The organism is Arthrobacter sp. Y3223065 (assembly GCF_059090885.1).
Map to the genome: position 1 here is coordinate 56,188 of NZ_JBNHGC010000001.1, position 25,099 is coordinate 81,286.

Here is a 25,099-nt window from a genome sequence, read left to right on the forward strand (position 1 = left end):
TAGTGGAAGACACTCGGTTGCCCATGGCTGGTGGAGTCATGGAAGACACTGCGTTTCTGACAGTTGCCTCCACTGATTTAGCCCCGGTTTTCCGGGGCTTTTTCTTTGCCCGCATGGTCCGACCGGCATCTGCCGACGACGGCGAAGCCCGCCTGCAAAGGTAAGCATGGAATGAACCGGTCCGGCCTGGGATTTCCGGAGCCGGATTGTTCCGCGTGGTGGCTGGGACAGGCTTCCTGGGCCGGGCTGTCTCGCGCTATCGAAGGCGTGCGGTGGAGAGCGAGTACCTGTTGGCCGTGTTGTACCCGGTCTTGGATCCGGTGACCCGCACCTTGATCGTGTCGTACCGGTCCGTGGCGGTGAGCCGGTAGGTCTTGCCCGTGGCGCCGCGGATGGCCGTGCCGGAGCGGTACCACTGGTACTTCAGCGTGGTGCCCGCCGTCCAGGTGCCCGGATACGCGGTCAGCGTGTAGCCGGGCCGCAGCGTGCCCTTGATGACCGGCGCGGACGTGCGCAGGGTGCCCTTGGCAATCGCGGACGTCTTGGCCGAGTAACGGTTCAGGGTGGTGTAGCCGCTCTTGGATCCGGTCACCCGGACGGAGATCTGCTTGCCGGCGTCGGAGCCGGTGAGCACATAGGTGCGGCCCGTCGCCCGTGAGATCGCCGTCGTTCCGCGGTACCACTGGTACCTCAACGTGGTGCCCGAGGTCCATGGTCCGGCGCTGGCCGTCAGCGTGTGGCCGACCTTCTTCGTGCCGGTGACCGTGGGGACCGCCCCGGCGAGGGTGCCGGAGGCGATGGGCCCGCTGGGGTCGGAGGTCACGGCAGCGGTTGTGTAGCCCGGGGCGGCGCCGGTGACGCGGACGGTCAGGTATTTCCCGGCGTCGGCCGCGGTCAGGACGTACCGGCTGGCGGTGGCCTCGTCTATGGCCGTCCCGGACCGGTACCACTGGTACGCAAAGGTTGTGCCAGCAGTCCAGTTGCCCGGGACTGCGGTCAATGCGTAGCCGACTTTGCGGCTTCCGCTGATCGCCGGCTTGGCGCTGGCCAGCGATCCCGCGGCGATCTTGGGCGTCGGCTCGGAGGTGTTGCTGCCGGCGGCGTAGCCGTCCTTGGTCACGTGGACCTTCAAGGTGATGGTGTGCCCGGCGTCGGCACCGCTCAGCGTGTACGTGCGGCCGGTGGCCCCGGTTACCAGGCTTCCGCTGCGGTACCACTGGTAGGCGACGTTGACCGGTTCCGGCCCCCAGTCTCCCTCGGTGCCGTACAGGACGTTGCCGACGCGCATGACTCCTGAGATTTTCGGGGGACCATAGGGGACGGGACTGAAGTCGAGGGACGAGGTGGCGTCGACAAGCCCGGCTCCACATCCTTCGGCACACGTACCGGGAAGCGGGCGGGACTTTCTTTTGAGCTGGTCTTCGATCTGCGCCGGCGTCCAATTCGGACGTGCGGCAAGGATCAGGGCGGCCACGCCGGCGACGTGCGGTGCGGCCATGGAGGTGCCCTGGAGGTAGGAGTAGCCCTCGGTGCCCGGGGTGGTCGTGCCTTGGTTGTATGTGGAGGCGATACCGTTGCCCGCTCCGGTGCTCCTGTCGCCGCCGGGGGCGGTCACGTCGATCATGGTCCCGAAGTTCGAATACGGGGCCCGGTTGCCTTCGCGCCCGCTCGCGGCCACCGTGATGACGTTCTTGCAGTTCGCCGGCGTGGACAGGGACGCATCCTTGTTCTCGTTGCCGGCCGCCACCACGACGGCCGAGCCGGCACCTACGGCATAGTTCACCGCTGACTGGAAGGTGGCGGAGCACAGCCCGGAGCCGCCGAGCGAGAGGTTGATGACGCGGGCACGGTTGGCATTGAGCGGGACGTCGGGGACCTTGCCACCTGCCGACCAGATCACGGCGTCGGCGATGTCGGACATGTAACCGCCGCACGCTCCAAGGGCTCGGACGGGCAGGATCTTCGCGCCGGGGGCGACGCCGGCCACGCCCTGACCGTTGCCGGCGACGGCGGCGATGGTGCCGGCGACGTGGGTGCCGTGCCAGGAGGAGTCGGAGGAGTCGTTGTACCCGCAGTCACCGGCGCCGTACCAGTCGCCTTCATCCCGGGGGTCCTCGTCCCGGCCGTCGCCGTCACGGGCGGAGGCCGGGTAGGAGATCATGTCGTAGCCGGGCAAGATGTTCGCGTTGAGGTCGCTGTGGTCGGTGATGCCCGTGTCGACGACGGCGACGGTGACGCCATCGCCGCGGCTGGCATCCCAGGCTCCCGGCACGCGCATCCCGGCCTTGTCCTCGAAGAAGCTCCACTGTAGGCCGTAGTGCTCGTCGTTTGGGGCCGCTGCCGGTTGCATGCGCTGATCCGGTTCGGCGAATTCAACGGCCGGGTCCGCCTCGAGCCCGGCGACCAGTTCCCTGGCCTCGGTGTCGCTGAGGGCCTTGCCGGTGGTGATGACCCGGGCCCCGGTGGCCGTGGCGCGCAGTTCCTTCACACTGAATCCCAGTTCCTTGGCGGTACGCCCGTAGGCCTTCCCGCGGCCGGCGGAGCTGCTCCCGGCCTTGTCCCTGAACTTCACGACGAACCGGTCGGTTGGCATGTCGCGGGCAGTCAGGTACTTGGACGTGGAACCGGGCAGTCCGGGTTCATCGGCGGCCGAGGCCGGAAGGGCGGAGAGCGTTGCGCCGAGGACCGCGGCCGCGGTGAACGAGGCCAGTCCGGCGAGGAGGCGGCGGGGCAGGGGCGAAGGCATGGGTGTCATCCTTACGGGCTGGGTCCCGGAAGTCGGTGCAGGACAGACGGGATGCGACGTTGCGCCCACGAGGTTTAGTGTAAGGATTATCTTGCGATTGGCAGCCCCCTGCCAAGGCTCGAATTGGTCGCCACCCGGTCGTGGCGGAGTCTGACGGCCTCCCGCCAGCCTGTAAAGACCCCAGCCCGGTTTGAACGCTAATCGGTGGCTATTCACCGCTTTCGCTTGCAAGCCCCTCCGCTCCCGATGTAACGATTAAGTTGCAACATCCCCGACGATTGGAGCAACACATGTCATCGTTTGCTAAGACCAAGGCCCGGCAGTTGGCCGCTGGAGTTTTCGTGGCAGGCGTGGTGACTGCCGGAGGCGCAGGAGCCGCTTCTGCTGACGAACCACAGGATTCGTTGGTTGCCATCACGGCCGAGGACGTAACCATCGTGCCGGCCCCGGTCGAGGAAGCTGAACCGGTCGTCGAGGACGGTCCCGCGGAGGAAACCCCGGCTGAGGAGCCGGCTGCCCCGGCACCGGTCGAGGACGAAGCCCCGACCCCGGACGAGGGTGAAGAGCCCGTCGAGCCTGTGCCCGGGGAAGACCCGGTAGAGGAACTTCCGGTTGAGGAACCGGCTCCGGTGGAGGAAGAGCCAGCACCGGCCCCTGTTGAGGAGCCGGTGGTGGAAGAACCGGCCCCCGCTCCGGTTGAGGAACCGACCCACGCCTGGAAGGCCGTCAAGGCCGAGACCGACGCCGCGTGGAAGTCGGCAAAGACCGAGGCTGACGCCGCGTGGAAGTCCGCAAAGGCAGAGGGAAGCGCGGACTGGAAGGCCGTCAAGGCCGAAGGAAAGGCCGACTGGAAGACAGCCAAGGCTGAAGGAAAGGCCGTGTGGAAGGCGGCCAAGGCCGCCGAGAAGGGCACCGGCGAGACCGAGTAATCCCGCCCGGCTCCGCCATCCGGGGCGGCCTCCCTGCGGGGAGGCCGCCCTTTGCGTGCAGGAAGGAAGGAAGGAAGGCCGGTCGGGTTCGGCGCCGGTTCCGGTGGCGAAGCGCTTTTTCTTAGCCTCTCGGCAGGCCGATGGCCTGCCGTCAGGGGTCAGTCGCCGGGAAGTGCCACGTCGACGATCCCGATGAACCTGGTGCCGATGCCGTCATACTCGCTGCGGACCCATCCTGCCGGCGCCCAGGGGAGCTCCCCGGGATCATGGTGCCGACAGTAAGTAAAGGTGAATTCCGGCCACCATTTCTTCGGCCGGACAGACTCGGTAAAGCCGCATATGGTGCACTGCAGCGCTGTCCAGACAGGCCTCCCGCCGGTGCGGTTGGCGCGCGACTGGGCCAGCCAAGCCGGTGGGTCAGCGTCAATCGCGGCGAGTTCCTCCTCGGTTATGCGCGACGGGATGCCGTGGCGTTTCGCCATCTCCGGTGGAATATCGAGGAACTGGGCTGCTTCACGTCTCGTAATCATCACCTACTACCATGGACCGGGAGCCCAGCTGCAGCAACTTCGTAGCGTGCGCCGGCGCCTACCGCACCGTCCGCGCCGCAGTATCACCGGGTCGCCGTAGTTGCCGGAAGCAGAACATGTTGCAGCCCGTTGACGGCTACCGGACTGCGCGCTCCTTCAGGGCCAAAGCTCATTCCGTTCCCAGAAAGGCCGTACTTGGTTGCGGCTGGAAGGCCTGGGCGGACCCCGCCTGCGCCAGCGTCTGCGTGGCGTGCACAATGGCGTCTGACATCCCAGCGAGGACGTCCTCGTCCACGTTCTCGACCGTGTCGCAACTGGCGTGGTAGCACGGGTCATACGCTTCGCCTGGCGTACCGCCATACAAGGCAGCTTCCTCCGCTGACTTAATGCCGACGTCGCCTGTGAACAGCCCGCCGACCGGGATGCCCTGTTCCATGAACGCCGCATAGTCGGACCCGCCATCGAACCGCGTGGGCGCGGCAAGCAGCCCCTCGGTCGCAAAGTAATCCAAAAAGACGTCCTCGATTTGTGCTGAACCTTCTGGGCCCGCCTCCCCGAACTCCGAGCCGTCGCCGTCGTACACGAAGTTCGCGGCATTGGGTGAGGCGACCATGTCAAAGGTCAGGTTGGCGGCATGGTCGGCGATCTCGGCCGATGAAAGCTGTTCCACGTAGTAGTCCGAGCCCAGCAGACCTTCTTCCTCACCGCCCCAGAACGCAAAGCGCACCCGGTTCACCGGGGTGGTTCCCGATTGCGCCAGCCGGACGGCGGCTTCGAGGATGGCCGCAACGCCGCTGCCGTTGTCATTGATGCCTGGGCCCTCTATCACCGAGTCAAGGTGGGCCCCGACGACGACGGTGTGGTCAGTCCGCCCTCCGGTATCGGCCAGGATGTTGAAAGTTTCCCCGCTGCTGTCGTCGAGGGAATCCTCAAGGGAGAATCTTTGCCGGACAGGATGGTACCCGGCAGCCTTGAGTTGCTCCTCAACGTATGCGGCGGACGCCTCATAGCCGGACGTGCCGGCCGCACGGTTGCCGTCGTTGGCGTCAGCGATCGTCTGCAGGGCCTGCAAATGCGTGATGACGTTCCGGACGGTGACGGACTCGCGAAGGGCCTTGGTATCGGGGCCGCTGCCCAGATCCAGGGGCGCGGAGCTGGAGCAGGCCGCCAGCAGCACGATGGCGGCAAGTTTCGTCGCGGCCGCGCCTACTGCCCGGCGGCTATTGGCCCGGCGCGTCATGCTGGATTCCGGTGAGGGGCTTTTCACGCCCACGCGGCACTTGCCGCCAGTGAAACCCTGTGGCAAACCACGTGCACGCTTCATCACCCTTGCGCCGCGCCCGTTAACCGCCTGTGCCTGGCGGTGTCTGTCGTGTCGCGGGCCGGGTTGCCGGCATAGATGGCGTGCTCCGGCACGTCTTCTCCCTTCATGAGCAACGAGTCGGCCTCGAGTGAGACGCCATCGCCCACCACCGCGCCGTAATTGACGAAGGACTCGACGCCAAAGGAACACCGGTTTCCCACCGTGATGTAGTCCGACTTGAACGTACCGTCTTCCATCGAGTGGCCTTGGAGGGCTGTGCCTTCGTTTAAGGCACAGTCGTCGCCGATTGAGACAAGCGTTTTCTCCGGGATGTTGCAGCCGGCATCGTAGAGACGCTTGCCCACCTTGACGCCGAGCATCCTCCAGACAATTGATTTGAAGGGCGTGCCGTTAAAGGGCGGGGTGGCGAGCATCTTCCACAGACGTTCGTGGTGCCAGAAGTAGGGGTCGTAGATCGAGCAGTACTGCGGTTTCAGCCTCCGGAAGCCCATAACCATGCGCTCGACGAGGACGGTCAGCAGGACAAGGTATATAACGAAGCCCAACGTTCCCAGGGCGACCGCCAACGCACCGAACTCATCGTAGATTGTTGCGGATGCTGCGGCGATGAGCGTTCCGGAGAAGAACAGGAACCAGCGCACACCGAGGAAGATCCCCATGGACGCGATGTTGTGGCGGTTCTTGGCTGGCAGGCGCTGGTTCTTCGCCTCTTCGATCTTCAGTTCATCGAACCGGCCGTCCCGCTGAACGGAGCGCGGAATCTCGAACGGCGGGGATCCCAGCAAGCCGGTATTTTCCCGGACCGGGCCGTCGATCGGGATCATTACCTTGGTTGCCAACAAAACGTTCTCGCCAACCCGGGCCTCGATGGGGAAGGTGAGGTCGTTTCCCAGAAAGTTGCGGCCCGCGATCCTGACACGAGACAGCCGGAACGAGGTGCTCGAGTAATCGGCGTTCATCATATTCAAGCCGTCGGAGACCATGGTCCCGTATCCGATGGTATTCAGGTAGGGCGAATCGTGAGACACCTCGGGGCCGAAGTTCGACCCTGTCTGCTCCACCTTCTTGCCGAGGTCGTAGCCCAGTGCCTTCAGGTAATGCACGATGTACGAGCTGTCGCCGAAAACATCCTTGTACAGCTTGGCGTTCGTCATCCCGGCGATCATCCGCTGGAGGGTGAAATGCACGCCGTACAGCGGGTAGACCTTGTCCGGCTTGATGGCGAGGTTCAGGAGCCGGGGGATGGTCAGGACCGCGATGAGACCGCCGACGAAGGAGGCCAGGAACAAGGCCAGGGTGATGAGCAGGGTCTCGACGTAGAAGAACGGATTGTCCATTTTCAGGTGTTCGCTGTCCAGATAGGGCGGCAGCAGCGCTGACAAGGCGATGAGTCCGACCGGCGCGACCAGGACCAACCGGTTGAAAAGCTGCAACAGGGTGAAAATGACCCTGCGGCGCGTGCTGCAGCGTACGGGTGGAACCCTGAGGTAGTTCGTTTCCGTAGGTACCGCAGGGGAGCCGTGCCAGCGCTGACCGTCCGGTATGGCCTGGCCCGTCTGCAGCGAGGACGCATGGCCCAGTTGAGCGCCGTCGCCCATGGACGTGTCGATGTCCAGCGTCGTCTTTTGCGACACAAGGACATCGCGGCCCAGCGTTACCGTGCCCGTTTCGATGACGCCGCTGCGTGCGCGGTAGGCAAGGAAGAATGAATTCTTATGAATAACCGTGCCGTCGCCGATGGTGACGAGGTCGGTGCACACCGGCACCATGCGGGAGAAAATGGCAACGCCCTTGCCAATTCTGGCCCCCAGCGCCCGAAGGTAAAGCACGTAAAGAGGTGAGCCGGCGAACAAGACGAGCGGATTGCTTCGGTTGAGTGTCTTGACGACCCAGAACCGGACGTAGGTCCAGCTCCACAGGGGAATGACCTGACGCTTCCAGCGGCCAATGAGAATCCACTTCAGGACGATCGGGGTGATGGACAGTACGAAGAACATGGCGGCACCGAATCCGACGGATCGCAGCCACATATCGATCAAGGTGGTTCCTTCGGAAACCCACACGAAGGATATGACGAGCAAAGAGGCAGCGTAGGTCGTGTAGCCCAGGAAGAACATCAGCTGCGCTACGCCGCACAAGACGTGCCGGCGCGTGCTCGGTGCCGGCGGCGCGGGCAGCAGGACCGGCTCCGTTTCGTCCGCCCCGGATCCTGACAGTACGGCGGCAGCCTGTGCATCGGCGAGGACGACGGCAAGCTGGCGGACAGTCGGATGCTGGTAGATATCCTGCATGGCCACCGGCGGCAGCGCGGCCCTGCGCCGGACGGCGGCCGAAAAGCTGGCCATGAGCAGCGAGTTCGCTCCCAGATCGTTGAAGAAGTGGGCCGTGGCGGAGACTTTCTCCACGCCCAGGACCCCCGCGAGGCAGCCGGCCAATATTTCCTCTGCCTCCGTATCTGGTGCGCTGTACTCGTGAGTACCGCCGGTGAGCCGTGGTTTGCTGGGCAGCGGCAGCTTCTTCCGGTCGGCCTTGCCGCTGGGCATGACGGGTATTTCAGTGCAGCGTTCGAGGTAGGCCGGGACCATGTACCCGGGCAGCGTCTCGCTCAGTTTTTCGGCGATGCTGGCCTCGTCGACTTCCGCGGTGTCCCGGCGCAGCGTGTAGTAGGCAACCAGTTCCACCAGTCCGGGGGTTGGCTCGTAGGTGCTCACTACCGCCTGGGCGATTCCCGGCATCTGCAGCAGGACGGACTCGATTTCAGCGAGCTCGATGCGGTAACCGCGGATTTTGACCTGGGTATCGATCCGGCCGTGGTACTCGATGGTTCTGCTCTCGCTGAACCGCCCCAGGTCGCCCGAGCGGTAGATCCGGCCCGAGGGATTGTTGTCGATGCCGAGGAAGTCCTCGATGAAGGCCCGCTCGGTCAGGTCGTCACGGTTGACATACCCGCGGGCCAGCCCGATCCCGGCGATCCCGATTTCGCCCAGTTCCCCCGGTGGCAAGGCGCGCGGCTCATCCGGATCAAGGATCACCGCCGAGTACGTCGGCAACGGACTACCCAGGGTCACCGGTTTGTCCGGATGGGCCACATCCCAAGTCGCGGTGACGGTTGCCTCCGTTGGACCATAAACGTTCAGGAACCTGCGGCCCGGACGATGCCATCGGGTGATGAGGTCGCGCGGACAGGCCTCGCCGGAAACCAGTAGGAACCGCAGGTTGGGCAGGTCCTCGTCGAGGGTGGCCAGCAGCGTTGGAACGCAGCACATGGCGCTCACCCGCTGGTCCCGCAGGAACTGGCCCAGTTCCATGCCAAGCAGGCTGGCGCCGGCGGGTTTGGGCACCAGCGTTGCACCCACCATCCACGGGACCCAGGTCTCCTCCACCGAGAAGTCGAAGGCGATGGTCATGCCTTGGTAGACGCGGTCCGTCGGCTGGTAGCCGTACACTTCGGCTGCCACGAGCACGAAGTTGCAGATGCTGGGATGGTCGATGGCCACACCCTTGGGGCGGCCGGTCGAGCCGGAGGTGTAGATGATGTAGGCCAGATCGCCTGCGGGCCCCGCCTGTTCTCCCCGGGACAAGCGCGAGGAATCCTGCGTGGCCACCAGCGGTTCCTCCTCGTCGAGGCAGAGGATGGCCGCAGCCGTTTCGGGCATCCGGTCCCGCAGGTGGGACAGCGACAGGACAAAATTCACGCCCGCATCCTCGACAATGTACGCGAGACGCTCGGAGGGGTATCCGGCGTCGAGGGGAACAAATGCGGCACCGGCCTTCAGAACTGCCAGGATGGCCGTGTAGGACCGGATTGGCTGGTCAAAGAGCAGCGCAATCCGGTCGCCCGGCCGCGCGCCGCGCGAGATCAGGTACCGCGCAAGCTGGTTCGCCCGGGCGTCGAGCTGATCGTAGGTCAGCGACTGCCCGGCGCTGTCGACGGCGAGCCGTCCCCCCTCGCCGTCGCGCCGCAGCTCGTCGCAGCGGCCCTCAAAGAGCCGTTCGAGCCTGTCCCCATCGTGCCAACGTGCCGCGCCGTTGCCGGGGGCGCCGGTGAGGATGGTGCTGGCGGCCGCGGCGGGGCCGGAGCGTTTCGGTGTGTGGTCTGTCTCCCGCTGCCGGTGCCGGGCACTGCGGTCTGCAGGAGCGCTCATGCCGCTTCCTGCTGCCGCTTGCCCAGTTGCCGGACAGCCTCGACCGCGATCCCGCAGGCGGTGGCGACGACGTCGGCGGTGCTACTGATCGCCGCATCCGCGGCATTGGCGCCGGTAGGGCCGCAGGAGTGGATCTTCACCCGTTCCCGCGTGCCGGCGGGCGGCATTGGCAGCTGCGCGTCGACCAGCGCCTCCTTGGCAGGCGGCCCCAGCAGTTGTGGGGTCATGAACTCAAGTAAGTCCGAATATGCCGCCATGGCAGTCCTCCTCGCCTCAGGAACCGGCAGGGGCCTGGCAGTAGTGTCGATCAATTCGCCGATGACGGGCCTCTAGACGACATTGGACGATGTCCTGTGTTACGCGGGCGTTATTGGACTGGCTGCCATCGACCCAGGCCCCGGCGTCGGCCAGAATCTTGAAGAACCGGTGAGACACCAGCTTTCATCCGCAGGCCGAAGCCCGTCAGCGACCGGGCCGCTGTCACCGGGGTCAGGTCCCTTTTCAGATGCATCCTTTAGCCGCGTTGACAAGGCGGTACACGGTGGGAACCTAGAATCGGGGAGTCGTTCGGCAGTGGCTTGGGGGCCATTCAATGCCCTTGGGGGGCACGAAAATGAATGCAACAGAACGCATGTGGGAAGTCCAGTTACTGGGAGGGTGGCAGATTCGCCATGGAAAACTTCCCGTCAGGGTAACCATCCGACAGCAGCGCCTGATTGCCGTCCTGGCCCTTTTCGGCAGCGAGCCACGCGCTTTCCTGGCGGGGCTGCTCTGGCCGGACAGTTCGGAGAGGCAGGCAACGGGTAGCCTGCGGGAGACGATCTGGATGATTTCCCACCAGCTGCCTGGACTGCTGGCGGAGCGCAGGGATCCGCTGGCACTCGCTCCGGAGGTGGCAGTGGACGTTCACGAAGTCCGCCGGCGACTCGCCGCCCTCGACGGGGACCGCGGGGTCCGCCTTCGGCCGGCCATGCTCGACCTGCTGCGCACGGCCGAACTGCTGCCCGGGTGGTACGAGGACTGGGTCACGGCCGAGCAGGAACGGTGGAGGCAGTTAAGGCTGACGGCCCTGGAACGTCTCGCCAGCCAGTATCTCGAACGCGGCGAGATCGGCCAGGCGACGGATGCTGCGAGATTGGCCATCGCCATTGAGCCGCTGCGCGAAAGTTCGCAGCGGCTGTTGCTGGAGACGCACATCGCCGATGGCAATTATGCGCAGGCGCTGCAGGCTTTCGAGGTCTTCAAGTCCCGGCTCTGGAAGGAATTCGGGGTGGAGCCTTCGGCCAAGATCATGAAGCTCATGGCACCCCTGCTCACGTAGACGCTGCCGCGGGCAGCAGGCCAAGCCGGGCAGCTGGCCGCCGCCGACTACGGCTCGGCGGTCAGGGACGAGGCATACAGGTCCATCAGCGCCGGCAGCCCGCCGGATTCCATGGCCCTGCGCTGCCGGTCGGCGCCGGTTCCCGTGGCGAAGAGCCGTTCGATGCTGGCATCTACCCACGCCGAGTCGCCTTCCTCCTCGAGTGCCGGCCGAATGTAGCGCAGCAGCATGCCCACCACATCCCGTGCGGGCAGCAGGACGCCGGACTCCGGATCCACCAACCGGTCGGACAGGCCCTGGCGTCCCGCCTGCCAGACGGCAGCATCCAGAAGCTCCGGCTCGGGCTGCAAAAGGGACCGCGAGGAAGCTTCATCGGTCAGCACCGTGGATATCAGTCCCCGGACCACCGCAGCGATCAGCACGGAGTCCTGGGCCTCGAGCTGCACGTCGGCGGCACGGACTTCCAGGGTGGGGTAGCGGTCGGACAGCCGTGCCAGCCACGTGATGACGCCCCGGTCGATGACCACGCCGGAATCGACCAGGCGCTGGATCCGGCGCTCGTAGTCAGCCGCGTCGCGGAAGACCGGCGCGCAGCCCTGGATCGGCCAGCGGCGGTAGTGGACGATCCGCCAGCTGCCGAACCCGCTGTCGCGGTCCAGCCAGTAGGGCGAGTTGGCACCCAGCGCCACCACGGCCGGCAGCCACGGCCTGATCCGGTTCAAGGCCTGCACTCCGGCTTCCTTGTCGGGGACGGACACGTGCACGTGTTGGCCGTTGACGAACTGGTCGGCCACAATGCCCTTCGCACTGGCCTTGAGCTCGTGGTAGCGCTGCTTGTCCGTGACCTCCGGATAGTCGTCCTGAATCCGTGGTGCCGTGCCGGTGGCCGCGGCCCGCACCCCGGCCTTCCGGGCGGCGGCATCCAGCTCGCGGCGGAAGTTGAGCAGCGACTCCTCGGCCTCGGTGAGCGTGGCGCAGACTGCGGTGGCAGTTTCGATCTGGCAAGTGAGCAGCTCCCGCTGGATCTCATCCCTGGCTACTTGCAGTGAGCCTTCCAGGTTTTCGGCGACCGTGTCCGCCACCGGGGCGGGTAAGCCGGTGGCCGGATCCAGCAGCAGGTATTCTTCCTCAATTCCCAGAGTTGCCATGGGGCACCTTTCTTCTGCCGACGCTCAGACAAGCCGAGCCTAACCGATCGGCAGGCGGTTATGCTCACGGCCGGGACCGCCCGCGCCCTGCCGGATCGCCCTCTGGCGGGGCGTCCGGAGGCCTCAGGACAGCGGCACGGTCAGGCCGGCTGCCGCGAGTCCGAGCGCGGCGGCGGCGGTGCCCAGCAGCAGGTTCGCCGCAAGATTGACGACGGCGGCGCCCGCGCGGCGCTCTGCCCACAGCTTAACCGTGGCGACGGTGAAGGAACTGAAGGTCGTCAGTCCGCCGGCCAGGCCGCTGGCCACGGCCAGGCGCCAGGGCTCCGGCATGCCCGGCTCCTGGCCGACCACCCCGCCGGCGACGAACCCGAGGATGAGCGAGCCGGTGACATTGACCAGCAGGGTAGCCCAGGGCCAGTGCTGCTCCGGCCGCCGGCGGGCAGCCTGCAGGCGGGCCAGCCAGGTGTCGGCGGCGAAGCGCAGCAGGGCGCCGCCGGCGCCGAACAGCCCGACGAGCAGCGCCGTCACGCGGCAGCCCTCCGGGTAATCCGGCGTCCCAGCCTGCGGCCGGCGTACAGCCCGGCGACGGCGGCGGCCAGGCCCGCGGCCAAGCACAGGCCCAGATACAGCAGCCAGTCGGCGTGGCGGCCCTGCGCCGCCAACCGGTCGATGGCCAGCGCCACGGCCGAGAACGTGGTGAAGGACGCCAGCAGCCCCGGCCCCAGCGCTGCCCGGAGCCAGAACGCGGTGCCGGGGCGCTCGGTCCAGAGGGCCGTGAGCATGCCCAGCAGCAGGCTGCCGGAAACGTTGATGGCCAGCGTGGTCCATGGAATGGAGCCGTCTTCAGGGAAGGCGATGCCCAGCAGGTAGCGCGCCTCGGCGCCCGCGAAGCCGCCGACCGCGACGGCGGCCCAGGCGCCCCAGCCGGGCAGCGCGGACGGCGCCGCCGCGATCCGAAGCCGCGCCCGCGGCGTCGTGCTCACGAAGCGAGCCGGCAGCCGGGATGCGGATCGCTGTGCACCCACAGGGCGGCGGCGGCCTGGTCGCCCAGGTCCAGCTCCCGGGCCGCCCCGTCCGGGCCGAACCGGACCACCAACGCACCGCCGAAGGGGCGCCGGCCGACGACTTCCACGCGGTCGTCGAGTCCGATCCGTTCGGCGCTGAAGAAGCGCAGGAGGTCGGCATTGGCGTCGCTGATCCGGGTGATCCGGCCGGTGTGTCCGCCGTCGAGCTCTTCCAGCTGCACGGCGCTGGGCACGTGGACGGTACCGTCCGCCGTCGGGATGGGGTCGCCGTGCGGATCGCGCTGCGGGTTGCCGAGCTTGGCCGCCATCCGGTCGATGAACATGTCGGAGACGGTGTGTTCGAGCAGTTCGGCTTCGTCGTGGACTTCGTCCCAGGCATAGCCGAGTTCCTGGACCAAAAAGGTTTCCAGGATCCGATGCCGGCGGACCATGGTCAGGGCAAGCCGGCGACCGGCGTCGGTCAGTTCGATGGCGCTGTACGGGCGGTGGTCCACCAGCTGCAGCTCCACCAGCTTGCGCACCATCTCGGAGACCGACGAGTTGGCCACGCCGAGCCGGCCGGCCAGCTGCGAGGACGTGATGGGCTTGTCCTGCCACTCGGTGAAGGCATAGATGACCTTCACGTAGTCCTGCACGCTGGACGAGCCGCTGCTCAGCGCGGTCTTCCTGGCCGGGGGCATGCGTCTCACTCTCTCGTCGAACCTCTGCCAACAGGCAGGCTACCTGGTGGCGGCGCCGGTGCCGGGCTGCACGGCGGAGCCCTGTCCTGCGCGGCGCCGGGCCAGCTGCCAGATTACCCCGGTCCGCGGCGCGCCCAGGTAGACCACGAGGAAAACCAGGGCCTGGGCCAAAACCACCGCAGCGCCGGTGGCGACGTCCAGGTAGTAGCTGGCGTAGATGCCGGCGACCGAGGCGGCGGCCGTGAGGGAGGCGGCAATCGCCAGCATGGCATCGAACCGCCGGGTCAACAGGAACGCGGTGGCTCCCGGGGTGATCAGCATGGCCACCACCAGCACGATGCCGACCGCCTGCAGTCCGACGACGACGGTGAGCGCCAGCAGCCCGAGCAACAGCACCGACAGCCAGCGGGTGTTGAGCCCGATGGCGTGGGCGTGGATGCGGTCGAAGGCGAACAGCGTGAGGTCGCGGCGCTTGAACAGCAGCACGCTCAGCGCCACGGCGCCGAGGATGAGCACCTGCAGCAGTTCGCCGTCGCTGACGCCCAACACGTTGCCGAACAGGATGTGCTGCAGGTCGGTCTGGCTCGGCGTCTTGGAGATGATGGCCAACCCTGCCGCGAAGAACGCGGTGAACACCACGCCGATCACGGTGTCGCCCTTCAGGCGGGTGGAGGACCGCACGCCGCCGATCAGCGCCACCGCCGCCGCGCCGAAGATGAAGGCGCCGAGCGAGAACGGCACCCCGACGATGTATGCCAGCGCGACACCGGGGAGCACGGCGTGGGAGACCGCATCGCCCATCAGCGACCAGCCCATCAGGATCAGCCAGCAGGACAGTACTGCCGACACGACGGAGGCGGCCAGCGTGACCACCAGGGCGCGGGTGAGGAACCCGTACTGCAGCGGTTCCAGCAGCCAGCTAAACAACTCCACTGCGTGTTCCTTCCCCTGGGCCGGCCAGCGCGGAGCCAAAGGCCAGGGCCAGGTTTTCGTTGGTGAGCACGTCTGCCGGCCGGCCGTGCGCCAGTATTTTCTGGTGGAGCAGGATGGCCTCGTCGCACAACTGCGGGATGCCGGCCAGATCATGGGTGGAGATCAGGATTGTCCGGCCCTCGTCGCGCAGTTCCTTCAGCAGGGCGATCAGGACCGCTTCGGAGGCCTTGTCCACTCCGGCGAATGGCTCGTCGAGCAGCAGCAGGCCGGCGTGCTGGGCTATGCCGCGGGCAACGAAGGCGCGCTTGCGCTGGCCGCCGGAGAGTTCGCCGATCTGCCGGTGCTGCAGGTGGCGCAGGCCGGTGCGTTCCAAGGCTGCGTCGACTGCCTCGCGGTCGGTGCGGCGGGGGCGACGCATGGGTCCGAGCCGGCCGTAACGGCCCATCATCACCACGTCGCGCACGGAGACCGGAAAGGTCCAGTCCACGTCTTCGGACTGCGGCACGTAGCTGGCCAGGTTCAGCTTTCTCGCCTGCCGGGGCGAGAGCCCAAACAGTTCCACCTTGCCCGACGCCGGGTGGACCAGTCCCATCAGCGACTTGAACAGCGTCGACTTGCCGGAGCCGTTGACCCCGATCAACCCGCAGATGGTTCCCCGTGCCACCGTGGCGGAAACGCGGTCCAGGGCGACGACGTCGTTGTAGGCCACGGTGAGGCCGAGCACCGAGATGGCGGCGGCGCCGGCCGGGATATCGGGTGTGCTCACGGCGCCAGTCCTTCCTTGATCAGGGAGATGTCGTGCCGGATCAGCTCCAGATGGGTGGGGACCGGGCCGTCCGGTCCCGAGAGGGAGTCCACATACAGCGGCGTGATGAGCCGGGCGCCGGTGGCGGCGGCGACCTGCTGCATCGATTCCGGGTTGACGGTCGATTCGCAGAACACCGACGGGATCCGGTGCTCGGCGACCTGTCCGATCACGTCCTTGATCTGCCGGGGCGTGCCCTCGGCGTCGGAGTTCACCGGCCAGAGGTAAGCCTCACGCAGCCCTGCGTCGCGGGCCAGATAGGAGAAGGCGCCTTCACAGCTGACCAGGGTAGGAACGGCCGACGGATTGGCGAAGGTCGACTCCAGGTCGGCCATCAGCACATCCAGTTCCCGTCGGTAATCCGCGCCGTTGCGGCGAAAATCGGCGGCGTGTGCCGGCAGCAATCGGCTGAAGGCGTCCACGATGTTGTCCACGTAGACCTTCGCTGCCTTCGGAGACATCCACGCGTGCGGGTTCGGCTTGCCGGCATAATTCCCGGCGGTGATGCCCACCGGCTCCACGCCGTCGCTGAGGACCACATGCGGGGCCGGCACGGCATTCAGGAACCGTGCGAACCAGCGTTCGAGGCCCAGCCCGTTGTCCAGGATGAGGTCGGCGTCCTGCGCCCTCACCAAGTCCGACGGCGTGGGCTGGTAGCCGTGGATTTCCGCGCCGACTTTGGTGATGGAGGCGACCTCCACGTGGCCGCCGCCGATTGTGTCGGCCATGTCGGCCAGCACGGTGAACGTGGTCAGCACCAGGGGCCGCTCGGCCGTCGCGGCGGCGGAACCCCGCGGCGGGGCGCAGCCGGTCACCGCCAGCACGAAGGCAGCGGCCAGCACGAACCCTCTCGCGCGAAGTTTCGGCATGCCTAAATATTGCAGGACGGCCAGCCTCAAAACAAGCGCCCGAGGGGAATTGTCCGGGACCGGATCAGATTTTTCTCGCCCGCCAGCTGTGGGTCAGGTAGGGCAGGTCGATCGGGTCCCCGGGGGAGTGGCCCAGATGGTCGTGGAGGTACCAGTCGAGGTTGCCCAGGACTTTCGCCCGGGTGGCCTCGTTTGCGCGCAGGTAGTAGCTGCGGGTCTTGACCAGCTCCATCACGTCGCCGGTGCTGAGGGGGTCCCGCCACCGGGTTTCATGCCCTTCCAGCGCGCCGAACTCCGGGCCGACGCGGGGGCGGAAATCGGGCTTGAGCACGTCGCCGGCATGCATGATGCGCGAGAGGCGGTGCACCCACGGCACGCCGGTATCCAACTGGTTCCACACCAATCCCAAGGTCCCGCCGGGCTTGAGGATGCGGGCGGCTTCCGTGCTCGCCCGCAGCGGATCGGTCCAGTGCCAGGCCTGGGCCACGGTCACCACGTCCAGGCCTGCGTCGGGGAGGCCGGTTTCCTCGGCGGTCCCCACCACGGTGGTCACGCCCGGAAGGTTGCGCTCCAGCTGCGCGAGCATGTCCGCCGAGGGATCCACCGCAACCACCCGCAACCCGCGGGCGGCCAGGGCGGCGGTGTACTTTCCGGTGCCGGCTCCAACGTCGGCGGCGTCCCGGGCGCCGGCCGGCAGCAGCCAGTCGACGGCGTCGTCGGGGTAGCCGGGGCGGATGCGGTCGTAGTGTTCGCCGCCCTGCTGAAAGGTGTCGGCGTAGGTGCGCCGCTGCTCATCGTCCATGCGGGGGCCGCTGTGTGCCACGTGGTGCTCCTCGTGCGGCGGCGCGCTACCGGCCCTCGCCGGCAGCTTCGACGCTGCCGGCCGCTTCGTCGCCGTACGCCGCGGCCGACCCGGCGGGACGCTGTCCGCGCAGTTCGGGGTTCAGGCGGTGCAGGGCCTCCGCGTGGAGCAGGCCGTTGGTGGCCAGCGCGTTGCCGCCGAACGGGCCGTCTTCGCCCTCCAGCGAGCTGAACCGCCCGCCGGCTTCGGTCACGATCGGCACGAGGGCCGCCATGTCGTAGAGGTTCAGTTCCGGTTCGCAGGCGATGTCCACGGCGCCTTCGGCCACCAGGCAGTAGGACCAGAAGTCGCCGAAAGCGCGGGTGCGCCAGACGGATTCGGTCAGGCCAAGGAAGTCGTCCAGGTTCCCGCGTTCCTTCCAGCCGCCCAGGCTGGAGTAGGACAGCGACGCGTCCTCCAGCCGGTCCACGGCGGAAACCTGGAGCCGGGTCGCGGTGGCCAGCGAGCGTCCCGTGTAGGCGCCGGTTCCCTTGGCGGCCCACCAGCGCTTGCCCAGTGCCGGCGCGCTGACCAGGCCGACGACCGGCTGCCCCTCGTCCACCAACGCGATCAGCGTGGCCCAGACCGGCACGCCCCGGACAAAGTTCTTGGTGCCGTCAATCGGGTCGATGATCCAGCGGCGGGCGCCGTGGCCGCTGCTGCCGAATTCTTCGCCGAGCACGGCGTCGCGCGGCCGGGAGCGGGAGAGCTGCCCGCGGATTGCTTCTTCGGCCGCACGGTCGGCGTCCGTGACCGGAGTCAGGTCCGGCTTGGTCTCCACCTTCAGGTCAAGGGCCTTGAAGCGGGCCATGGTCTGCGCATCCACGGAGTCGGCCATCACGTGGGCCAGGCGCAGATCGTCGTTGTAGCTTTGCGAAGCGTGGGTCATAGGTTTCAACCTATCGGTAAGTGAAGTGCGGACGCGGGAGGCGGAGCCTCCAGCCGGGCAGGAGGCCTCAGACGGTGCCGAGTTCCTTGGCCTCGGGGCGCTCTTCGGCCCCCAGCAGGCGGCGCAGCGACGCGAGCCTCGCCGCCCCCGCGTCGCCGGCCCCGCCGTCCGCGACGTAGGGGCCCAGCCCGCAGCCGATGGCGGCCGCGTCGTGTTTGCAGCCGCGCGGACAGTCGGCGGTGCCCGGCTCCAGGTCCGGGAAGGCGGACAGGATCCGGTCGGGGTCCACGTAGGCAAGCCCAAAGGAACGGATGCCCGGGGTGTCGATGATCCAGGTGCCGGCCGGCGAGTCCTGGACCTTCAGTGCCAGGGCCGACGACGACGTGTGCCTGCCGCGCCCGGTGACGGCGTTGACTCCGCCGGTGGCGCGCTGGGCCCCGGTGAGCGCGTTGACCATGGTGGACTTGCCGACGCCCGAGTGGCCGAGGGTGACGGTGACCTTGCCATCGAGATAACCGCGCAGCTGGGCCACGGCCTCGGTATCGAGCCGCGCCGACAGGCCCTCGTCGGAGGCGGTGTCCACGCCGTGAGCGTCGGCGGCCGCGGTGCGGCTGACGATGACCGGCAGCTCCAGGTGCTCGTAATTGGACAGCAGCTCGGCGGGATCCTTCAGGTCAGCCTTGGTGACGCACAACAGCGGGCGGATCCCGGCGTCGTACGCGGCCACCAGCGCCCGGTCGATGAACCCGGTGCGGGGTTCGGGGTTCGCCGCGGCCACCACGATGACCAACTGGTCGGCATTGGCCACCACCGCGCGTTCAACCGGGTCGGTGTCGTCAGCGCTGCGGCGCAGCAGGGTGCGCCGTTCCTCCACCCGGACCAGCCGGGCGAGGCTGTCGGGTTCGCCGGAAACATCGCCGACCAGGGCCACGAAGTCTCCGGTGACCACCGGGGTGCGGCGCAGCTCGCGGGCTCGGGCGGCGACGACGATGCGCTCGCGGGGAGTGTCTTCATCGACGACGGCGGTGTAGCGGCCGCGGTCAACGGTAACAATCCGCCCGAGCTCTGCATCCTCGTGGGCCGGGCGGTCCTTGGTGCGCGGACGGGAGCCGCGCTTGTTCGGGCGGATGCGCACATCCGATTCGTCCCAGCTGCCGGTGCTGCGCGACACCGTCAGCCCTCGGTGGCCGAGGCGGCCGGAGCAACGGTGAACATGTCCTGCCACAGCTGCGGGAATTCGGGCATGGTCTTCGCCGTGGTTTCGATGTCCTCGACCTCCACGCCGCGCACGGCCAGGCCGAGGATCGCGCCCGCGGTAGCCATGCGGTGGTCCTCGTAGGAGTGGAACAGGCCGCCGTGCAGCGGCCTTGGCCGGATCAGCAAACCGTCGTCCGTCTCCTCGGCGTCACCGCCCAGCCGGTTGATTTCCGCCACCAAGGCGGCCAAACGGTCCGTCTCATGGCCACGCAGGTGGGCAATGCCGCTCAGGCGGGACTCGCCGTCGGCCAACGCACACAGCGCTGCCGCGGTCGGCGCCAGCTCGCTGGTGTCGGCGAGGTCGGCGCCGGTGATCGACGCGCCGCCGGTGACGGTCAAGGTGCCGCCCTGCAGCGTGACGGTGGCGCCGAGCCGCGGCAGGATGTCCCGCCAGGCGTCGCCCACTTGGGTGGTCGCGGTGGGCCAGTTGGGGATCCTGACCCGGCCGCGCGTGGCCAGGGCCGCGGCCAGGAACGGGCCGGCGTTGGAAAGATCCTGCTCGATCCGGGTGTCGAAGGCACGGATCGGGCCCGGGGAGACCACCCAGTGGTTGGGGGTGGAGTCGTCAACGCTCACGCCCAGGTCCCGCAGCAGCTGGACCGTCATCGAGATGTGGTCCAGGCTGGGCACGCGATCGCCGGTGTGCTCGAGGTGCAGTCCGTCGCGGAAACGGGGACCAACCAGCAGGAGGGCGGAGACGAATTGCGAGGAGGCGCTGGCATCGATCGCCAGGTGGCCTCCGGCCACTTCGCCGGTGCCGGTGATGCGGAACGGCAGGCTGCCGTGTCCGCCATCATCCACCGCCACGCCCAGCTGGCGCAGTGCATCGATGGTGGGGGACATGGGCCGGCGCCGCGCCGCCGGGTCTCCGTCGAACTCCACTGCTCCGCTGCACAGCGCCGCCAGCGGCGGCACGAACCGCATGACCGTGCCGGCCAGTCCGCAGTCGATGGCGGCAGCGCCCAGCGGACGCGACGGGTCGATCGGGTCCACCAACAGATCCGGGCCGAACCTGCCATCGCCCTCGGTCTCGGTGATGCCGGCTCCCAAGGACCGCAGCGCCTCCACCATCAGAACGGTGTCCCGCGAGTGCAGCGGGGAGCGCAGCCGGGAGGGGCCGTCGGCCAGCGCGGCGAGAACCAGGTAACGGTTGGTGAGGGACTTGGAGGCCGGAACCTCTACTGTTGCATCGATCGGCCGCTCCGCGAAGGGGGCGGGCCAGTGGTTGGCAGCGTGGGGCATTACGTTCAGGATGCCACCACGTCCGTCGTGGCTTCGCGCACCGCGCGCTCGGCCTTCTTCAGCTGCTTCCGTGCGTCATGGCCGATCGAACCGGCATTGCGGCGGGCGTCTTTGCCGATGGAGCGGACGTTGCGCCGGGCGTCAGCGGCAAGATGCTCGGCCCGCCACACCAGGCCGGGCCGGCCATTGGTATCCACGGCGGCGAGCAGGACCGCCCCGATCAAGGACAGATTCTTCAACAGGTGGTTGCGGCGGGTGCGCCTGGCTTCCGGCGTTGCGGAATCGGCGGCGCGGTAATCCACCACGGTATTGAGGGCTGTGGTGCCGGCCAGTACGGCAGCCGCGAGCCGCGAGAACTTGCCCATGCCCAAGAGCACACCTGCTCCCACCTGGGCCGCGCCGATAGCGCGGGCCATCAGCTTCTCCTGCCCGGCCAGGGCGCCAGCCGCGGGAAGGACGGATTCCGTCTGCTGGACCAGCGGCCGCAGGGACACCGCCGTTTCGTCGGTGTGGCGCAGACGGTCTATGCCGGTGGCTACAAAGCTTGTGGCCAGCAGCGGGCGGGCGGCAAGGCGGACGATTGACATGGAAGCCTCCTGGCTGTCAGCGTGCGTCGAAGGATCTGCGCCTTTCCCGGAGCCAGGCCCCGGGAAGGTGGCACTGGACACTAGTCTGGCACTTTTGTTGCCACTGCACACCTTGCAGGGGCGTTTGTCGGGGTCGGCGGGGAATAGTTGCGGGGCATCGGCGGTTACCCATGGGAGGAAGGCCGGTGCATTGTCTCCGGCCGACGAGGTGTCGGAACGGAGGGAGATCCTGTGGCTACAGCGCTTGCCGAACGGGGCCCTGCAGGTCCGGTTGGGGGCGCAGCGTCCGCCCCGGCGTCTGTGCGGCTCAGCGTAGACTGGGAGCCAATGACGACTGAGAATTCGGACGCCACCCAGGACCGCGTTATCCCCGCCACAACGGGGGAGCCGGACGAGGTCGACGTCCAGACGGAAACCGCCGACCAGCGCCGTGCCCGGTTCGAACGCGACGCCATGCAGTATGTGGACCAGCTCTATTCGGCAGCGATGCGGATGGCACGCAATCCCAGCGACGCCGAGGACTTGGTGCAGGAGGCCTATACCAAGGCGTTTTCGGCCTTCCACCAGTACAAGCCGGGCACCAATTTGAAGGCCTGGCTGTACCGGATCCTGACCAATACGTACATCAACCTCTACCGGAAGCGGCAGCGCGAGCCGCAACAGTCCAACACGGACCAGGTAGAGGACTGGCAGATGTTCCAGGCTGCCGCGCACACGTCCTCCGGGCTCCGGTCGGCGGAAGCGGAGGCACTGGACCACCTGCCGGATTCGGACGTGAAGAACGCCCTCCAAGCTATCCCGGAGGAATTCCGGCTGGCCGTCTACTTTTCGGACGTGGAGGGCTTCGCGTACAAGGAAATATCGGAAATCATGAACACGCCCATCGGCACCGTGATGTCCCGCCTGCACCGGGGACGCAAGTTGCTGCGTGAACTGCTCGCAGATTATGCGCACGAACGTGGCATGTCAGGCACCAAGGACAAGAAAAACGCCGCGGCGGCGGTGGGGACACAACAGGAGAACGGTAAATGAGCGACTGCCACGGACTGGGCGACTGCGAAGACGACCGGATGCAGCGGATCTACGAGTACGTCGACGGCGCACTCTCCCGCGATGACCTAGCGGAAATCAAGGCGCATCTCGACAGTTGTCCCGAATGCGCCGAAGAACACAACCTGGAGTGCCTGATCCGCTCGGTGGTGAAGCGCTCCTGCCAGGAGCACGCGCCCCAGACGCTGAAGGAACGGATCCTGGACAGGATCAGCCACATCAGGGAAGCCGACACCGTGTAACGGGCCTGCCGGCGGCGCTCATCCTGCAGGGAACGTGCCGGGCACAACGAAAAAACCCCCGCGGCCTGATTGGGCGCGGGGGTTCTTCTTGCAGCAGCTTCAGCCGCGCGGGCTGTTGTCCGACTGCTTAGGTGTTGGGGCGCTTGCCGTGGTTTGCGCCGCCGCGCTTACGGTCACGGCGCTTGCGTGCTCGCTTGCTCATGGCTGCCTCCTTTGCTGGGTGAAAAAGAACTGCGCACCAGTCTGTCATATGCCCGCCCCACCTCCTAACCGGAGGAGGGCCCCGGCGAGGTCAGCGCAGGGCCGCGGTGATGGAGGCCCTGGCCTGCTCCAGCACGGTCCTGATGGTCTGCACGGCGACTTCGTCCACGGTGCCGGCCGCCGTGCGCCGGCGCAGGTGCACCCTCACGTCGTCGCGGAAGTCGTTGAGCAGGTGTTCCAGTTCCTTGACCGTGCGCTGTCCGGCGGCCTCGGCTGCCCGCGGGGACTTCCTGGCGTTGGTGCGGGCGGCCTCGGCCGAGGCGGCGAGGTCGGCCCGCAGTCCTTTCATCGAACTGCGCAGTTCCTCCCGCAGTTCGTCCGCCAGGCGCCGCACCGATGCGGAGATGTCGGCTTCGACGCCGGCCAATTCTTCCCGGCGGGCAGCCAGTTCCGCCCGCCCGGCAGCGGTGATGCTGTATACCGTGCGCCGCCCATCGGACGAGGTGGCGACCAGCCCTTCGTCCTCGAGTTTGGCCAGCCTGGGATAGACGGTGCCCGCGCTGGGGGAGTAGGTGCCGCCGAACCGGTCGCTGAGGGCGCGGATGATGTCGTAACCATGCTTGTCGCCTTCCGCCACCAGCGCGAGCAGATAGAGCCGCAAGGCGCCGTGGGCGAAGACCGGGGCCATCAGCCGACCTGGCTTCCGGCATTGTCCCGGTGAAAGACCGCCAAGGTGCCCGAAACCGTGGTGGACCGGATGGTGAGCCCGCGGCCTTCGGGTCCTATCCGGGTTTTCACCTTCTCGGAGAGGCCGAAAAACTTCTGGTCGTTCACCGTGATGCTGCCGGTGGCCGACGAAGCAGCCACTTCCACGCCGCATTCGTCCGGGACGCGCACCGTGACGTCGCCGGAGACGGAATTGACGGCCAGGTCCTCCGGGGCGCCGTGCAAATCAAAACCAAGGTCCCCGCTGACCGTGCTGGCCCGGACGTGGTCCAGGAAGCCGGAGGCGGTGATTTCGCCGGAGACGCTCTTGGCCACCAGGTTCCCGCTGTGCCGGCGGACGATGATGTCGCCGCTGACCGTATTGACGGTGAGCATTCCGGCGGTGTCGTCCGCCATCATGGATCCGGAGACCGTGCTGACATCCGCCCCGGCCGCCGTACCGCACACCAGGCCGTCGCCACTGACAGTGGCGGCCTTGACCGGCAGGTCCCGGGGAACGCCAATACTGATGACTGCTTCGTCCCGGGCTCCGGGAAGCACCAGGTTGACGTGCCGGGCGAGGAAACCCAGCGGACCGTCGCCGGCCCTGCCGTGGCTGATGTCCAGCGTGCCGTTGCGCAGGGTCATTTCCAGGGGCGTCCCGCTGACCTCGGAGACCTCCACGCGGACCGTCGGCTCGTCATGGACGATGATATCCAGGCGCCCCTTGACGATGGATGCCCTCAGGGAGCGGACATTGTCGACGTCGATCGTCCGGGGACCGTCGATGCTCCAGGTCTCGTTCATGGCCCTGTCCTGCCTGTGGCGATACACCGCCCCAAACGCGATATATCTCGTGTTGCAGGACACGATATATCGCGTATCTCGTGCCCGCAAGGGGGAGACGCACGTCCTTAACTGCCACGGCGGAACCGGAGCATCCTCCGGTCCCGCCGTCGCGGTGTATCAGCCCTGTGCGGCACTCGCGTGCCCTTGCGCGCCGCTAGAAGGGTTCGGGCAGGTCCAGCCAGGGGTACCAACCGCGGTGCAGCACCAGCCAGGCCAGCAGCCCGTAGCCCGCTTGGCCGGGGCCTCCGCCGTTGCTGGCCAGGTCGGTGCGCCACTGCTCGTGGTTCAGCAACGGCGTGAAGGTGTCGACGAAGACGTGCTTGCGCCGCGTGGTGACATCGCCGAAGGCGGTCGACAGCTCGGCCAGCTGGATGTTGCGGTCGGGGTCCAGTCCCGGCGGCGGACCCACGACGAAAACCTTGACGCTCAGCTGCGCCGCGCCGTCGAGGATGTTCGCCAGGTTGAGCCGGCTGCGGGCTGTGGACAGTCCGAGCTCGAGGTCGCGGCCGGACAGCCCGATGACGAGCCGGTTTTCGAAGCCGTCATCGAAACGCCGGCCTGCTTCCTGCAGCCAGCGGCCGGCCAGTTCCTCGGTTCCTTCGTTGGGCGAGGCCAGCACGAAGGACTCCAGGGTGGCTGGATCCGGGTTGGTCCGGGCCAAGGTGCGGCCGAGCCAGCCGAGGGCGCGCGGGTCGCCCACACCGGCCAGCAGTTGATCACCCACGGCGGCGATCCTGATTCTGCGTTGCTCCACGGGTAGCTTTCTGGTTCGACGGATTGG

At 67.4% G+C, this 25,099-nt stretch carries 25 protein-coding genes; 4 read left to right on the forward strand and 21 right to left on the reverse strand.

Features of this window, described 5'->3' with window-relative positions; all coding sequences use genetic code 11:
• Nucleotides 1–256: 256 nt before the first annotated feature.
• Nucleotides 257–2,746, reverse strand: coding sequence for a S8 family serine peptidase (locus tag AC5RUK_RS00285; RefSeq protein ID WP_494151061.1), 2,490 nt, complete (start codon nt 2,744–2,746; stop codon nt 257–259).
• Nucleotides 2,747–3,036: 290 nt separating this feature from the next.
• On the opposite strand from AC5RUK_RS00285, the gene AC5RUK_RS00290 reads away from it, so the two are divergent.
• On the forward strand, nt 3,037–3,675 hold the full coding sequence (locus AC5RUK_RS00290) for a hypothetical protein (protein ID WP_494108654.1): 639 nt from the start codon (nt 3,037–3,039) through the stop codon (nt 3,673–3,675).
• 158 nt (nt 3,676–3,833) lie between these two features.
• Here AC5RUK_RS00290 and AC5RUK_RS00295 read toward each other — a convergent pair whose 3' ends face one another.
• The 4 genes from AC5RUK_RS00295 to AC5RUK_RS00310 all read right to left on the reverse strand — a co-directional run bounded on the left by AC5RUK_RS00295 (nt 3,834) and on the right by AC5RUK_RS00310 (nt 9,931).
• Complete coding sequence (locus AC5RUK_RS00295) at nt 3,834–4,205, reverse strand: hypothetical protein (RefSeq protein WP_494151062.1); 372 nt, start codon at nt 4,203–4,205, stop codon at nt 3,834–3,836.
• A 169-nt stretch (nt 4,206–4,374) separates the two neighbouring features.
• Complete coding sequence (locus AC5RUK_RS00300; RefSeq protein ID WP_494151063.1) at nt 4,375–5,445, reverse strand: M28 family metallopeptidase; 1,071 nt, start codon at nt 5,443–5,445, stop codon at nt 4,375–4,377.
• 83 nt (nt 5,446–5,528) lie between these two features.
• Entirely contained in the window at nt 5,529–9,674 is a 4,146-nt protein-coding gene (locus AC5RUK_RS00305) for a Pls/PosA family non-ribosomal peptide synthetase (protein ID WP_494151064.1), read from the reverse strand.
• Nucleotides 9,671–9,931: a hypothetical protein gene (locus tag AC5RUK_RS00310; RefSeq protein ID WP_494151065.1), complete on the reverse strand. Its 261-nt coding sequence runs from the start codon at nt 9,929–9,931 to the stop codon at nt 9,671–9,673. The genes AC5RUK_RS00305 and AC5RUK_RS00310 overlap by 4 nt, the downstream gene beginning before the upstream one ends.
• Before the next feature lie 356 nt (nt 9,932–10,287).
• On the opposite strand from AC5RUK_RS00310, the gene AC5RUK_RS00315 reads away from it, so the two are divergent.
• Nucleotides 10,288–10,995, forward strand: coding sequence for an AfsR/SARP family transcriptional regulator (locus AC5RUK_RS00315; RefSeq protein WP_494151066.1), 708 nt, complete (start codon nt 10,288–10,290; stop codon nt 10,993–10,995).
• A gap of 47 nt (nt 10,996–11,042) precedes the next feature.
• Here AC5RUK_RS00315 and AC5RUK_RS00320 read toward each other — a convergent pair whose 3' ends face one another.
• From AC5RUK_RS00320 to AC5RUK_RS00375, 12 genes are all read right to left on the reverse strand, one after another.
• The gene (locus tag AC5RUK_RS00320; RefSeq protein WP_494151067.1) at nt 11,043–12,143 is read right to left on the reverse strand and encodes a carboxylate-amine ligase; all 1,101 of its coding nucleotides are present in this window, start codon (nt 12,141–12,143) and stop codon (nt 11,043–11,045) included.
• A 123-nt stretch (nt 12,144–12,266) separates the two neighbouring features.
• The gene (locus AC5RUK_RS00325; RefSeq protein ID WP_494151068.1) at nt 12,267–12,671 is read right to left on the reverse strand and encodes a fluoride efflux transporter FluC; all 405 of its coding nucleotides are present in this window, start codon (nt 12,669–12,671) and stop codon (nt 12,267–12,269) included.
• On the reverse strand, nt 12,668–13,126 hold the full coding sequence (locus AC5RUK_RS00330) for a fluoride efflux transporter FluC (RefSeq protein WP_494151069.1): 459 nt from the start codon (nt 13,124–13,126) through the stop codon (nt 12,668–12,670). The genes AC5RUK_RS00325 and AC5RUK_RS00330 overlap by 4 nt, the downstream gene beginning before the upstream one ends.
• Complete coding sequence (locus AC5RUK_RS00335) at nt 13,123–13,848, reverse strand: metal-dependent transcriptional regulator (RefSeq protein WP_494151070.1); 726 nt, start codon at nt 13,846–13,848, stop codon at nt 13,123–13,125. The genes AC5RUK_RS00330 and AC5RUK_RS00335 overlap by 4 nt, the downstream gene beginning before the upstream one ends.
• 39 nt (nt 13,849–13,887) lie before the next feature.
• Nucleotides 13,888–14,781 carry a metal ABC transporter permease gene (locus AC5RUK_RS00340; RefSeq protein ID WP_494151071.1) on the reverse strand — a complete coding sequence of 298 codons (894 nt, stop codon included), beginning with the start codon at nt 14,779–14,781 and terminating at the stop codon, nt 13,888–13,890.
• Nucleotides 14,768–15,547, reverse strand: coding sequence for a metal ABC transporter ATP-binding protein (locus AC5RUK_RS00345; RefSeq protein ID WP_494151072.1), 780 nt, complete (start codon nt 15,545–15,547; stop codon nt 14,768–14,770). Before AC5RUK_RS00345 ends, AC5RUK_RS00340 begins: the two co-directional genes overlap by 14 nt.
• Nucleotides 15,544–16,455, reverse strand: a complete 912-nt coding sequence (locus AC5RUK_RS00350; protein WP_494151073.1) for a metal ABC transporter substrate-binding protein — start codon at nt 16,453–16,455, stop codon at nt 15,544–15,546. Before AC5RUK_RS00350 ends, AC5RUK_RS00345 begins: the two co-directional genes overlap by 4 nt.
• A gap of 64 nt (nt 16,456–16,519) precedes the next feature.
• Entirely contained in the window at nt 16,520–17,278 is a 759-nt protein-coding gene (locus tag AC5RUK_RS00355) for a class I SAM-dependent methyltransferase (protein ID WP_494151074.1), read from the reverse strand.
• A gap of 25 nt (nt 17,279–17,303) precedes the next feature.
• Entirely contained in the window at nt 17,304–18,185 is an 882-nt protein-coding gene (hisN, locus tag AC5RUK_RS00360) for a histidinol-phosphatase (protein ID WP_494151075.1), read from the reverse strand.
• Nucleotides 18,186–18,252: 67 nt separating this feature from the next.
• Complete coding sequence (gene rsgA, locus AC5RUK_RS00365) at nt 18,253–19,356, reverse strand: ribosome small subunit-dependent GTPase A (protein ID WP_493989209.1); 1,104 nt, start codon at nt 19,354–19,356, stop codon at nt 18,253–18,255.
• Between the two features lie 2 nt (nt 19,357–19,358).
• On the reverse strand, nt 19,359–20,684 hold the full coding sequence (gene aroA, locus AC5RUK_RS00370) for a 3-phosphoshikimate 1-carboxyvinyltransferase (protein WP_494151076.1): 1,326 nt from the start codon (nt 20,682–20,684) through the stop codon (nt 19,359–19,361).
• A gap of 5 nt (nt 20,685–20,689) precedes the next feature.
• Nucleotides 20,690–21,271: a DoxX family protein gene (locus AC5RUK_RS00375; protein WP_493989211.1), complete on the reverse strand. Its 582-nt coding sequence runs from the start codon at nt 21,269–21,271 to the stop codon at nt 20,690–20,692.
• 327 nt (nt 21,272–21,598) lie between these two features.
• On the opposite strand from AC5RUK_RS00375, the gene AC5RUK_RS00380 reads away from it, so the two are divergent.
• Nucleotides 21,599–22,303 (forward strand): sigma-70 family RNA polymerase sigma factor, encoded by a 705-nt coding sequence (locus AC5RUK_RS00380; RefSeq protein ID WP_493989212.1) that lies wholly within the window; start codon nt 21,599–21,601, stop codon nt 22,301–22,303.
• Nucleotides 22,300–22,563, forward strand: coding sequence for a mycothiol system anti-sigma-R factor (gene rsrA, locus AC5RUK_RS00385; protein WP_493989213.1), 264 nt, complete (start codon nt 22,300–22,302; stop codon nt 22,561–22,563). Before AC5RUK_RS00380 ends, rsrA begins: the two co-directional genes overlap by 4 nt.
• A 127-nt stretch (nt 22,564–22,690) precedes the next feature.
• Here rsrA and AC5RUK_RS00390 read toward each other — a convergent pair whose 3' ends face one another.
• The 4 genes from AC5RUK_RS00390 to AC5RUK_RS00405 all read right to left on the reverse strand — a co-directional run bounded on the left by AC5RUK_RS00390 (nt 22,691) and on the right by AC5RUK_RS00405 (nt 25,072).
• Complete coding sequence (locus tag AC5RUK_RS00390; protein WP_369299106.1) at nt 22,691–22,765, reverse strand: 50S ribosomal protein bL37; 75 nt, start codon at nt 22,763–22,765, stop codon at nt 22,691–22,693.
• A 90-nt stretch (nt 22,766–22,855) separates the two neighbouring features.
• Complete coding sequence (locus AC5RUK_RS00395) at nt 22,856–23,452, reverse strand: PadR family transcriptional regulator (RefSeq protein ID WP_494151077.1); 597 nt, start codon at nt 23,450–23,452, stop codon at nt 22,856–22,858.
• Entirely contained in the window at nt 23,452–24,276 is an 825-nt protein-coding gene (locus AC5RUK_RS00400) for a DUF4097 family beta strand repeat-containing protein (RefSeq protein ID WP_493989215.1), read from the reverse strand. The genes AC5RUK_RS00395 and AC5RUK_RS00400 overlap by 1 nt, the downstream gene beginning before the upstream one ends.
• Before the next feature lie 196 nt (nt 24,277–24,472).
• Entirely contained in the window at nt 24,473–25,072 is a 600-nt protein-coding gene (locus AC5RUK_RS00405; protein WP_493989216.1) for a GDSL-type esterase/lipase family protein, read from the reverse strand.
• Nucleotides 25,073–25,099 lie beyond the last annotated feature (27 nt).